This window comes from Hymenobacter profundi (assembly GCF_019334315.1).
GTDB classification, from domain to species: domain Bacteria; phylum Bacteroidota; class Bacteroidia; order Cytophagales; family Hymenobacteraceae; genus Hymenobacter; species Hymenobacter profundi.
This window is the reverse complement of record NZ_JAHWGL010000056.1, coordinates 1-12,504: the sequence shown is the minus strand read 5'-3', so window position 1 is coordinate 12,504 and position 12,504 is coordinate 1. Positions and strand designations below refer to the sequence as shown.

General features: G+C 56.8%; 10 protein-coding genes. 2 read left to right on the top strand and 8 right to left on the bottom strand.

Annotated features, from left to right (window positions below; all coding sequences use genetic code 11):
- Nucleotides 1-9: 9 nt before the first annotated feature.
- The 5 genes from KYK14_RS13450 to KYK14_RS13430 form a co-directional block, all read right to left on the bottom strand.
- Complete coding sequence (locus KYK14_RS13450) at nucleotides 10-1,302, bottom strand: O-antigen ligase family protein (RefSeq protein ID WP_219159490.1); 1,293 nt, start codon at nucleotides 1,300-1,302, stop codon at nucleotides 10-12.
- Between the two features lie 24 nt (nucleotides 1,303-1,326).
- Nucleotides 1,327-2,553, bottom strand: a complete 1,227-nt coding sequence (locus KYK14_RS13445) for a glycosyltransferase family 4 protein (protein ID WP_219159488.1) — start codon at nucleotides 2,551-2,553, stop codon at nucleotides 1,327-1,329.
- Nucleotides 2,550-4,130 carry a lipopolysaccharide biosynthesis protein gene (locus KYK14_RS13440; protein ID WP_219159486.1) on the bottom strand — a complete coding sequence of 527 codons (1,581 nt, stop codon included), beginning with the start codon at nucleotides 4,128-4,130 and terminating at the stop codon, nucleotides 2,550-2,552. The genes KYK14_RS13445 and KYK14_RS13440 overlap by 4 nt, the downstream gene beginning before the upstream one ends.
- A gap of 92 nt (nucleotides 4,131-4,222) precedes the next feature.
- Complete coding sequence (locus KYK14_RS13435) at nucleotides 4,223-6,610, bottom strand: polysaccharide biosynthesis tyrosine autokinase (protein ID WP_219159484.1); 2,388 nt, start codon at nucleotides 6,608-6,610, stop codon at nucleotides 4,223-4,225.
- Nucleotides 6,611-6,665: 55 nt separating this feature from the next.
- Nucleotides 6,666-7,448, bottom strand: coding sequence for a polysaccharide biosynthesis/export family protein (locus KYK14_RS13430; protein ID WP_185282977.1), 783 nt, complete (start codon nucleotides 7,446-7,448; stop codon nucleotides 6,666-6,668).
- Nucleotides 7,449-7,972: 524 nt separating this feature from the next.
- Here KYK14_RS13430 and KYK14_RS13425 point away from each other — a divergent pair.
- The gene (locus KYK14_RS13425) at nucleotides 7,973-9,250 is read left to right on the top strand and encodes a flavin monoamine oxidase family protein (RefSeq protein ID WP_219159482.1); all 1,278 of its coding nucleotides are present in this window, start codon (nucleotides 7,973-7,975) and stop codon (nucleotides 9,248-9,250) included.
- 4 nt (nucleotides 9,251-9,254) lie between these two features.
- On the opposite strand, the gene KYK14_RS13420 is transcribed toward KYK14_RS13425, so the two are convergent.
- The 3 genes from KYK14_RS13420 to KYK14_RS22190 form a co-directional block, all read right to left on the bottom strand.
- A complete protein-coding gene (locus KYK14_RS13420; RefSeq protein ID WP_185282975.1) occupies nucleotides 9,255-9,596 on the bottom strand; it encodes a hypothetical protein in 342 nt (113 codons plus the stop codon).
- A gap of 178 nt (nucleotides 9,597-9,774) precedes the next feature.
- Nucleotides 9,775-10,221 (bottom strand): hypothetical protein, encoded by a 447-nt coding sequence (locus tag KYK14_RS13415; RefSeq protein ID WP_219159480.1) that lies wholly within the window; start codon nucleotides 10,219-10,221, stop codon nucleotides 9,775-9,777.
- Between the two features lie 120 nt (nucleotides 10,222-10,341).
- A complete protein-coding gene (locus tag KYK14_RS22190) occupies nucleotides 10,342-11,049 on the bottom strand; it encodes a PD-(D/E)XK nuclease-like domain-containing protein (protein WP_219159478.1) in 708 nt (235 codons plus the stop codon).
- A gap of 204 nt (nucleotides 11,050-11,253) precedes the next feature.
- Here KYK14_RS22190 and lysA point away from each other — a divergent pair, with 204 nt between their 5' ends.
- Nucleotides 11,254-12,402: a diaminopimelate decarboxylase gene (lysA, locus tag KYK14_RS13405; RefSeq protein WP_185282972.1), complete on the top strand. Its 1,149-nt coding sequence runs from the start codon at nucleotides 11,254-11,256 to the stop codon at nucleotides 12,400-12,402.
- Nucleotides 12,403-12,504: the final 102 nt, after the last annotated feature.

The following is a 12,504-nucleotide window of genomic DNA, read 5'->3' as shown; positions in this document are numbered from 1 at the left end:
ACAGCGGGATTAGATAGGTAGCGCCTGGGCGGGTGCCCGGCGTGGCTGCGCCGCAGACCGTGGCTGTATCGCAAGGTCGTCGGGCATGGGCTCGGCTAGAGCGGCTAACATCAGGCCAATTAGGCCATAGTGGTAGGTAGACCAGTCATAGGATGTGCCGAACACCACTAGGCTAATAAAGAAGGCCACCAGCGCGGCCGTATCCGCGTCTAAAGCACGGGAGCGAAGCAAACGCCGTGTGATTAGCACAATGGGCACCAGCACCACCAGCAGAACACCCACAAGGCCGAAGTAAAAAGCGCGGTCGAGGTAGAAGTTGTGGAAGTGATGACCAGTCCGGTCTTTCCACATGGGCATGTCGCTGCTGGGGTCGTAGAATTGCATGGGCACTTCGAAACCTTCGAGGCGCCAGCCGGCTATGGGGCGTTCTTCTACCAAAGGTATGTAGGACTCAATCTGCTTGAGGCGCCAGCTGCCGGTGCCTTGCTTGTCGGCGTTAGCAATGTCATCGATACTTTGCTCAAAACGGGTGACTACCTGCGGATTATCTAGCACCAGCATGGTGATACCCAACGACCCCAGGATGAATGGGATGACGAGAAGCATTACCATTTTGACAGGGGAGAACCGCGCTAGCCGTGCACGGCGCAGCAGCCATACATCAATCGGAATGGCGATGAACATGGCAATCCAGACCGAGCGGTGCTGCAAGAAAATCACCAGCGGCATACACACGAACACGACCAACAGCGAAGCAAGCGAGTTGCGCAGCAAGTAGTTGTTCAGACTGAGTAGAATTACCAGCACAAATAGGTAGGCCGACGCAGCATTGAAACCCCGCTCATTCTCCACAAAAGCACTCAGGCTCAACGACTCCCGGTGAAACAACACAAGATTACCGAGTGAAACCAGCAGGATAACCGTGCTAAGCTGTTGCATAGGTGGCAGGCCGTGCCGCCGGTAGAAGCCGTAGATGCCGAAAATCATCAGCAGCACAAACAGCTTGTTGAATACGTGGGCGTACTCCAGCACCGAGCCCCAGCCGGCGTATGACTCCAGGATCATCCCGCCAATCACCAGCAATACGGCTATCAACCACTTGCGCATCAAGGGTTCGAAGTAGCGCCAGTAGAACCAGATGCTGGCCAGCGACCCGGCCAACAGAGCGTATACCAGAAACTTCAGCTCTCCCGGCTCCTGGTCCACCCGATCAGCCCCGAACGCAAACTCCCAGAAGGCCTTACTGGTAGCCAGTATTGCCAAGATGGGGAGGAGCGCAAGAAAGTTTAGCTTGATTTTCATGGAGTACGGAAGTATGCCGGCAAATCAGTGCGCCTCGATGGCGGGCAGGGGTTGCGCAGGAGTAGTGGCTTTTGCCGAACGGTTGGCGGTTGGGTCAGGCAATTGTCGAGCCTGCTCGAAGAAAGCCAGCGTATTAGCAAGCATCACGTGGGCGTCGAAGTGCGTGCGCCCAAAGGCGTGCTGCCGCTGCCGCAACTGCTCCAATTCGGCAGGATTCGTCAGTAGGTTTTGCAAGCGGCCTGCCAACTCGGCAGGCGGAGTAGCCACTGGCACCAGCGCTTCGGGGGTAGGCGCGAGTAGCTCGGGGATGCCCCCTACCGCTAGCGCCACGGCCGGGCACTCGGTAGCCATGGCTTCGAGCAACACCAGCGGGCAGTTTTCGCGGGTGGCGGCGTGTACGTAGAGGTCAGCGGTGCGCAGCAAGGCCATTATCTCGCGGTGGTAGCCCAGCAACACCACGTGCTGCTCTAGGCTGGCCGCGGTAATCTGCTGACGCAGATGCTCTTCGTCCTCGCCTTTGCCTACCAGCACCAGCACAAAATCAGCGTATTGTTGCCGGAGTGCGTCGGCTACCTGCACTAGGTAACGTTGGTTTTTGCGCGGCTCTAGCTGCCCTACGTTTAGTACGATAGCGCGGCCGGGGAACATCGCCCGCAGGTCGGGCACGCCGGCTGGGAGGGCAGGCGCCGCGGGCGGGGTCATGTCCACGCCGTTGTAGACCACGGTGGCCTGCGCATCGGCCGGTAGCCAGGGCAACGTGCGTTGCAGCACATAATCAGACACCCCGATGAAAAACCGGGTTTTCTGCAACAGAAACGTGTACCAGCGGTGTAGGGCTCGTGCCGTGCGGCCTGAGAGGTGCAGTTGGTGCACTAACTCCTCAGCCGGATGGTCGTTGAAATGGCCGGTCACAATTACCGGCGCCTGGTCGCGCAGGGCGAGGCAGGCGGCCCACCCGCTGCTCACATCCTGGGCATTCACCACGTCGTAGCGGGCAGTGCGGTCGATGGCAAAATAGATTTCGGCCACGAAGCCTAGCTCTATTCCCATTCGGGCACCCGCCTGACCAAATAGGCCCAGCGCACGGCGGAAGGCTCCAATGGCGCGGCGCACCGCGGGGCGCAGGCTGGCCTGCGTTACCACCGTGACGGTGTGACCTTCACGCTGGAGTTGCTCGGCCAACCGCTCGTAGTGCACGCGCACCCCAGAAGGGGCTCCCGGAACCATCAACGAAGTCAGCAGAATATTCATGGCGTGAGGGAGCTGGTAAGCGGCTCGAAAGAAGGAAACAGTGGCTGCTGACGCTCCAAAAAGGTAGCATAGCGCGCTAGGCTGGCATGGATGGGGGTAGGCAGGCCCGCCACGTTACGCAGGCGGTTCAAACCTTGCTGCAAGTGTGGATGCAGTTCGCTGGAAGGCCAGCGCAGCACCACAATACCCAAAGCCAGGCCGCCCATGGCAATCTGTGCGATGAGTGTAACCAGCGCCGGGCTACCCACGGCGCGCAGCCCCAACGACACAACCAGAATTCCTACTCCTACGGCAGCAGCGTTCAGCAGACCAGGCAAATACATGGCCAGCAGCTGCCGGTATCGAATGCCAATATCATTGTGGGTGATGCGCATGTACAAGAACGTCCGCACAATTTCGCCTGTGCCGATGGCGGCGGCAATGCCCAGCAGGCCGTAGTCGCGCAGTAGCCAGAACATGCTGGTAAGCAGTACCATGAACTCCAAGTTCAGAATTACTTTCTGCCGAAGGTTGGCCCGCGCATCGGCCACAATACCCGCGAACATAGTGGTCATACTCAACGGAATAGCGAAGCATAGCATCCGCAGAATTGGCACCGAATCCATCCATTTCGGACCGAGCAATACCCGCACCATTTCGGGAGCAGCCACGGCTACTCCAGCGCACATGGGTAAGATGAGGGTAGCCACTAGCGTGCTGCTTTTCAGGTAGAGAGCCCGCACGCGCGGCACGTCTTCCTGAATTTTGCTGAACGCCGGAAAAGCTACCCGCGCCAGGCTGTTGGTCAGGAAATACATGGGCAGATACAGCAGCATGTAGGCGCGGTTGTAGATACCCAGCAGCGTGCTGCCCAGCAAGCGACCAATCAGCAGCGTATCCAAGTTGCCATTCACAAACTCCAGGAAGCTGATAACCGACACCTTGCTGCCGTAGCCAAGCAGCTTGGCATATGGCTCGCGGCTGAAAATGAGCTGGATAGAGTGGCGCACCAGCGCGTAGCTCATCAGGGTAGCAAACAGCTGCTGCGCCAGGCTGGCCGCAATCAGGCTCCAAACGCCCATTCCGGCCCAGGCCATCGTAATGCCTACCCCGCCGTAGCCCAAGATATAGGCTATCACATCCACTTTGGCAATAGAGTCGAAGCGCATTTCGCGCCGGAGCAAGCTGGCGGCAGTGGTGCCAATGCCTACCAGAACAAAGCCTAAGGCTTGCATCCGTACGATGGGCACTACGGCTTCATTTTTTAGAAAAAACACCGATAATGGTGCCAGCAACCAGGCCAGCGCCGCTACTCCAATGCTCAATCCAATGGAAGCCGTGAAGGCCGCCCGGATATCCATCTTGCTAATTTCAGGGCGCTGCACCAGCGCGTGCCCCAGGCCCATTTCGGCAAAGTAGCTACCGAAGCGCAATACCACACCCGACATGGCTACCAGACCAAACGCGGCCGGGTCCAACAGGCGCGCCATTACCGCCGTGTAGCCAATTTGCATCAGTGCGTTGGCCACGGTGGCAGCGGTGGTCCACTGCACACCCTTCACAGCCGCCGATGCTACATTGCTAGAGGTTACTGCCATTTAGTTGTGCATTAGATAGTTGTCAGTCAGTGGTTGTCAGTTATAAGTTGTCAGGTTCAACGACAACTTATAACTGACAACCACTTAACTCACTAGCTGCCGTAGTTATAGGCTTTGGTTTTGTAGCGGTATTCGTAGGTGTTAGCGAAGTGCACATCGTTGATGACCGTGTACAGTTGCTTCACCTTCTGGTCGCGATACAGCTCGTCGATCTGCCCTACCATCTCGCGGTCGGTGTAGTTCTGGCGTACCACGTATAGGTTGGCATCCAGATGCTGAAGCAGCACGAAGAACTCCGATACATAGCCCATCGGAGGAATATCTACCATTAGGTAGTCGTACTCTTCCTTAAGCAGTAGAATCAAATCTTCCAGACGCTTGGACTCCAGCAGCTCCGTGGGGTTATGCGGAATCGGGCCGCAGGCCAGCACGTCTAGGTTAGGAATATCCGTTACGATGCGAGCTTCTTCCAGCGTGCTCTGGCCACTCAGGTAGGTGCTCAGGCCCTGGGGGGCTCTGGCATCGATACCCAGGTAGGGAGCCACGGCTGGGCGGCGCATGTCGCATTCCAGCAAAATCACGCGGCGGCCGCTACGGGCCAACTCGGCGGCCAAGTGCACAGAGCAGAAGGTTTTGCCCTCGCCCGGTACCGATGACGTAACGCCTATAACGCGCTTATCGAGGCCAGCCGAGAGGTATTGCAGATTCACCCGAATCGAGCGAAAAGCTTCCACAATGGGGCTGCGTGGGTCCTGGGTCTGTACGCGGCGGTCTTTGCTAGTGCCGTGAGGAATCACGCCCAACAGCGGAATATCCGTGATGCGCGCTAGGTCTTCTTTGCCCTGCACGCGGCGGTTGGTCTTGTCGATCAGCAGCACCAGTCCGGTAGGAATAGCTAGGCCAGCCAACAGAGCCAGCAGGGCTACCAGCGGCGGCTTGGGCGCCGCTGGGCCAAGGCCGGTTTGCCGGGCCGGGTCTACTATTTTCTTGTCGGTAGTGTTGGTAGCTAGAGCAATAGCAGCTTCGTTGCGCTTTTGTACCAGGAAGCTATAGTTCTTCTCGGTAGATTCGCTCGTGGTTTGCAGCGAATTCAACTGACGCTCATTTTCGGGGGTGCTGCTCAGCTGGCTACGCACAGCGCTCAGTTGCTGGTCCAGGTCGCGCAGGGCAATTTCGGAGGTGCGCGTTAAACTACCCAGGGTCTGAATCAACTGCTCCTTAGTGGTGCTGATTTCCTCATCTAGCGCTACTACCTGCGGGTTGATGTCGCTGGCATTCACGGCTAGCACAGCGCGCTTATTGTTTAACTCTGTGAGTTGCTCAATCAAGTGCGTAACCGTAGGATCGGAAATGCCGGCGCTGCTGAGCGTAGCTACTTGCGACTTGCCGCGGTGCTGCCGCAGATAGGATAGCATACTCTCGTAGAATTTCTGATCGGTGGCCACACGAGCACGCATGGTACCCAGTTGTGCCTGCTGCTGAATATCTACGCCCGACTGCACCCCTACGTCTACTACATTCCGCGAAGCCCGGAAGGAGCTGAGGTTAGCTGTGGAGCGGGAGCGAGAATTTGACAGTTTACCAATCTCATTGTCCAGAAAAGCAATCGTCTTGCGGCCCGTCTCGTTCTTCTGATTCAGGTCGTCCTGCACGTAAGTGGTCATCAGCGTGTTCAGGAAGCGCTGCTCTTTATCGGGCACACTACCTCGAATGCTCAAGAGCAAAATCCGCGACTCGTGCTCAGTGGGTTGCACTTTCAGGCGCTGTTGATAGTCAGCAGTCAGGCTGCTCATATCATTCATCCGGAAGAAATACTGCTCGCTGCCAGTGGCAGGGTAGCCCGGCTCGGGGTTGATAACAACCGACAGCAAAGGCGTGCGAAGCGTATCGCCGGCACCAATAGTCTGATCGAACTTTACGTCTTCTACCTCGCGCACCAGCTCACCGGAAAACAACTGACGTAGCTCGCCTTTGTCGGCTTCGGCATGCACCCGGAAGCGACCATCGGCCAGCGACTCTACATAGATGGGCACCCCCGTTAGCTGTGGCTTGTTGGCCAGGGCCTGCACCTGAAACGGCACGCCTCCCATGGCCCGCTCGCGCACTTTGAGCTTGCGCACCGAGTTCAGCCACGAATCGGGCACGGCGTAATAGCTTACCCCAAACGGCAGCTGCTCCAGCGTGCGGCGCACCATATCGGCCGAGGTAAGCAAGCCTACCTCGTCTTCAATCTTTACCGCGCGCTGCTTATTGTTATCAAGCAGTTGCAGCAGCTCTTGGGTTTGTTTCGAGCCGGTCGACTGGTCGCCGATCAGCATGGTAGACTGGTAGTCGTACACCGGCGATTTCACGGCCAGATACAGCCACGCACCCAAGCCTGCCAGTAGCAAGCAGCCCACAAACCACGCCCAACGCCGGCGGAGCTTGAAGAAAAGCTCGTGTAAATCTATTTCCTCCGAGAAGGCAGAACGGTTTTCCATACCAGATAGTCCTTATTAGGTTAGTAGCAATAAGTAGATAGTCCAGCGAACTTCTCTACTTGAGAATGAAGCCCAGCAACAGCACAACGGACGAGATCCCGGCGAAAACTAGGGCTAGGTTGCCGACATTGGCCCGGGTAGTACGTGCTTTCATCGGCTCCACATACAGCGCGTCGTTGGGGAGCAGGTAGTAGTAGGGCGACTGTAGCAGTTTAGGGTCGGTGAGGTTGATGAGCACAACTTCCGGACCGTTTAAGGTTTGCCGCACCAGTTTCACGTTTTCGCGGTTACCAAATTCCGTTAGGTCGCCTGCCATGCCTAGGCCTTCCAGGATAGTAGCCTGCGGGTTGTAGATGAAATAGCGGCCTGGCGAGCGAACCTCGCCCAGCACCGTAATTTTAAAGCTCAGCAGCTTTACCAGCACGTTTACGTTGAGCACGTAATTGCTGATGTTCTTCTGAACCAGCGTTTGCGCCTGGCTGATATCCAGTCCCTGTACTTTCAGCTTGCCCACGGTAGGTAGGCTAATGTTGCCGTCTTCGCCGATGGGGTAGCCAGTCAGGTACAGCGTGCCGGGGTCACCGGAGTTCATGATTTGCGTGCCCGTGATATTGAACGGCTCTGTCAGCTTAGAATCGGCGCCTTGCACCCGAATGCTAAGCACATCACCAGGTTGCAACCGGTAGTTGGGCCGGGGATTGCTTACAGCCACTGGGGCTTTCACAGAATAGCTACTGCTTTGCAAGTAGGGTAGCTTTTCCTGCACCACGCAGCTTTGCAGACTTACTGCCCAAACAATCAGAAATAAAAGCAGACTCGAGCGGAGTGGTAAACGCATAAACGCGGGGTAAGAAAATTGCGAAATGAGGGAGTGATTGATGACGTGCAAGAAGATTAGTAGGATTTTTCTAAATATAACAGCATCCTATCTTTATCGCTTATGTAGCAAAGTTAAGACACAAAAGGCTGCTATTTATTATTTATCGTATAAAATATATGTATATGTTAAGGTAATAAAGTAATAACACGCCTACCCATGGTAACAAGGCTTCACACAACACAAGTGCATAATTTTAGCTATTTCCAAGACCCATACGTGACATCCTAATTAGCGTTACATAAGATACGTTTTACTTTTAGCACCCAGATTTCGAGAGTACACGTATAGGGCACACCTTTTTTCATTTTTTGTCTTCGATAGATACTATTGATCCTCTACGCATAACAACCTATAAATACTTGTATATCTGATAGAAAGCCAAATAGCAACCTTTCCAAAGCCTACCCCTTTCTCTTGGTAGGCACATCCACTTCATATTGCCATTACCAGTAGCAGATTAATTTTCTGCAGTTACTCAGTTTATGGATTCTACCGACGTTGTGATTGTAGGAGCAGGCGCAGCCGGACTACTAGCGGCCCGCACGCTGGCCCAGGCCGGGCGGCAAGTGCTGGTGCTGGAAGCCCGCGACCGGGTAGGCGGCCGGGTACATACTTGCACGCCGGCGGGCTTCAGTGCCCGCATAGAAACGGGCGCCGAGTTTTTGCACGGTGCGGTGCCTCTCACGCGTGCTTTGCTGGCCGAGGCCAGCCAGACGTGTTATGATTCTACCGGACGGGCTTACGCCGTGCGGCAAGGGCAACTGCGGGTAGACGACAACTTCTTCGAGCACCTGCCGCAACTGCTTGATAAGCTTCAAACACTCTCGCACGACCTGACGCTGGCCGACTTCCTGCACCAGGAATTTTCGGGGGAGGAGCACCGTGGTCTGCGCGAAATGGCCATGCAATTTGCTGAAGGCTACGACGCAGCCGACCCGACACGCGTGAGCGCGTGGGCCTTGCGCGACGAGTGGGCCACGGGCGACGCCGACGACTCGCCGCGCCCTGTAGGCGGCTACGGCCCGCTGCTGGACTGGCTGGTCCAGCAAGCACAGGAAGCCGGCGCTACGCTGCACCTGTCGCGGCCGGTGCAGGAAATCCAGTGGCAGCCGGGGCAGGTACTGATTATTGATCAGCAGGGTCAGCGCTACCAGGCCCGCCAGTTGTTGCTTACGGTGCCCTTGGGGGTGTGGCAGCAGCCAGCAGATCAGGCAGGTCACCTGCGCTTCACGCCCGAGCTACCCGAGTACCGGGCAGCTGCGGCCGCACTAGGCTTTGGCGTAGTTACCAAGTTTGCGCTGGAATTTCGGGAGCCTGTTTGGGAGGCCAAGATGCCCGAAATGGAGTTTCTCTTCTCCGATGCCTCCGTACCTACCTGGTGGAGTCAACAGCCCGACACACGCCCCCTGCTGACAGGCTGGCTGGCTGGACCAGCCGCCGAGCGCCTGCGTCAGCATTCAGACGAGCAGTTGTTACAGCACGCGTTGGATTCGTTGGCGTATTTGCTGGATACTACGGCCGCTGCGCTCCGCCAGCAGCTCCAAGCGTGGCACGTAGCCAACTGGGGAGCCGACCCGCTGGCATGGGGGGCCTACTCCTACCCTACTGTACAGGCAACCTCAGCCCGCACCTTGCTGACCACGCCCATCGCCAGCACCTTGTTTTTTGCCGGCGAAGGGTTGTACGAAGGCCCAGCAGCCGGAACGGTTGAAGCCGCTCTAGTGAGCGGCCAAGAGGTAGCGCGGGCTATGCTGGCGTAGTAGCCTACCCCAGGCTTTGCAGCCAAGCATCGGCCTCCGACATGAGCGAGAAACGCTTGTAGGTTAGCTGAGCTGGTGAAATAGAAATCACGGATTGCGTTGATAACCGGTGAATTGGATCATCCCCCTCCACAATGGCGCAGTAAGCAAAATTCGCTTCTGCAATGGCCCGCGGCACCCAATTGGTAGCAATCCACTGCTGAGCTTCAGCCGAAAGGGGCCGCCGGCCGCCGTGCTCCGATAGTATTTTGGTGGCCCCAGTGCGCAGCAATAGTAGCAGCACCTGCTCGTAGAATGCCTCCAAGGCCATTTGGGTGATGCGCTCGGCGCTCCAAGCCAAATGCATATACCCTATTGTATTGTAGAGCAAACGTCCCGCCTCGTTTTGATAAAACTGGGTTCCACGCGCCTGTATCAGTGTGTTCATACCTTGCAACTGCCTCCTGCGAATACCAGGAACTGGGCCTTATGTGCAAGGAGCCTGCCACCTTCATTGTCGGCACTCAAATTTACACTGCCTGCAATTATGGCAGCACCGGATGGAGTTGTAGGTTTTTTTGTATCCAGTGCTTGGCCTCGACAATAGTAGGCTGCGTTACGGGCTGTATCTCGTACTCTTGGCTTGCTAGTGTTTTAGCGCTGTAACTGGACGCAGCAATCTGCCCAAATACGTTTTCCGACTGCACAATACAGATGTGGCGGACACCTGCGGCATAGGCACGCGGATTCCAGTCGGTATTCAGCCAGTGCTGGTCGTCGGAGGTTAGGGCACTCATCTGGCGGGTGTCGGCCAGCCAGCCCAAGGGAGAAGTTCGCTTAGACTCTTCTTCATAGCAGACCAACGCTTCGTTCATCATAGACTGGAACTGCTGTCGATTAGCGAAAGAATGCCACTGGGTGGTGATGCAAGGCACCTCCGGATCGAACAGCACGGAACCATAAGAATAAGCAGCCAGTGTAATATCAGCCATGAGAGGAGCAAGTAATAGGCCGGTCTTGGCAGCCGGGTGGGGTAGGGCAATAAATAGAAGCGCAGGAGCGCTACCTACGCTCGTATTTGCATAAGGTTACAGTAGGAGATACTGTGGCGCTTACTGCGCGCCCAAATTGTCGGCAATCGTGCGTACAGCTTCGTTTACATACGTGGGCACCTCGGCAGTAGGTTGCAGCAGGCGCAACAAGTAGAGATACTTACGGCGGCCATCGGCCAGCATATCGGGCGTCACCTCCACCGTGAACACACCGAATGGCTCAAATTTCTGCACCCCTACCAGCAAGAAACGGTCGGCGTGCAGGGCATCTAGGTAGAAGGCGGCCTGGCGGTCGTAGTCGAAACCGGTACACTGGGCGCGAAAATGCTCGTAGTCGCGGGCACCGGTAGTCTTAAAGTCGATAATGGTATACGGCTGATTGGGCTGGTCTACCACCAGATCGGCGCGGAGCTTACATAGAGTGTTGGTAGTGGGCTCCGTGAACAGACAGCTGGGCTCGGGCACCCCTACCTCCAGCAGCTGGCGCAACTCGGGTTGCAGCTTCACGCCCTCCACCAGCCACCACACCAGCGTGTCGTTGAGGCCAGGCTGGCCGGGTTGGTACTGATCAGGCTCCAGCAGGGCGGTATGGAAAGCAGTGCCAAAGCTGAGGGCGCTCTGGTTGCCGGGCGTGCGGGGTAGGCGGCCATTCAGGGCGTCGCGCAAGCGCGATAAATCGGAATTGGCCACGGCCGGCAGGGCGCGGTAGTCGTCGTAGGGTAGGCGGAGCAGGTCGGGGCGGCGCGCTGGGTCAGTTGGATAAGTCACGGGCAAAGAACACGAATCGGCGGTAAATAACTCCGCTGTGCTTGGTAAAACCCTGTGTATACGCAACAGTTTTATCCTAGCGTTTCCATGCCGTTCTTTGTGGGACAGTTGTTAGTTGTCGGTTGGTAGATGTTAGCTGCGAATGCTTTGAGTGAAACTACCCCGTGACAATTGACAACTACCCACTGACAACTTTCTGACCTGATGTCATTTCACCTGCCGGCGGATTTGCTTGACCGCCCTACCCCTTATTACCTCTACGACCTAAGCCTGTTGGAGCGGACGCTCCACACGCTGCAACAAGCCGCTCAGGCGCACAACGTGCAGGTGCATTATGCCCTCAAAGCCAACGCCAACTTGCCCGTGTTGGAACGCGTGCGGCAGGCCGGTTTCGGAGCCGATTGCGTGAGCGGCAACGAGGTACAGCGCGCCCTGGATGCCGGCTTTGCGCCCGACCATATTGTGTTTGCCGGGGTAGGAAAATCGGATGCCGAAATCAATCTGGCGTTAGCGGCCGATATCTGGTGCTTCAACGCCGAGTCGGGACAAGAGCTGGAGGTGTTGAACGAGTTGGCTGGCGCACAAGGCCGACGTGCCCGCGTGGCGCTGCGCGTGAACCCCAATGTGGATGCACATACTCACCACTACATCACCACTGGCTTGGATGCCAACAAGTTCGGTATCAATCTAGCCGATTTGCCGGCCACTGTGGAGTTGCTGGAATCCTTACCCCACCTGGAGTTGGTAGGCCTGCACGCCCACATCGGCTCGCAGATTACCAACCTGAGTGTGTTCGAGAAGCTCAGCCACAAGATCAACGAGTTGCAAACCTGGCTGGAAGAAAAAGGCTACCACCTCCCCCACCTCAATGTGGGCGGCGGCCTGGGCATCAACTACGACGACCCCGACACCGACCCCATCCCTGATTTTGAAGCCTATTTTGCGGCCTTCGATCAGCACCTGCACCGCCGCACCGGCCAGCAGGTGCACGTGGAGCTGGGCCGCTCGGTGGTGGCGCAGTGCGGCACGCTCGTGAGTCGGGTGCTCTATGTGAAGCAAAGTCAGCAGACCAATTTCGCCATCCTCGACGCGGGCATGACGGAGCTGATTCGCCCGGCCCTCTACGGCAGCCACCACCACATCCAGAACGTGACCAGCACCGCCGAAACTGAGAAGACCTACGATGTAGTAGGCCCCATCTGCGAGTCGTCGGATACGTTCGGCAAAGGCATCCTCCTACCCGAAACCAAGCGCGGCGACCTGATAGCCCTGCGCTCAGCCGGCGCCTACGGTGAGGTCATGTCCTCCGAATACAACCTCCGCGAGAAAACGACTCCGGTGTATGTGGGGTAACTTTGTTGAGTAAATGAGAGAAAAGACGGCTGTCATCCTGAGCAGAGCGAAGGACCTTGTCACGGCAGAACGAGTCGTTGCTACGACGGTCGTGCTTATGTG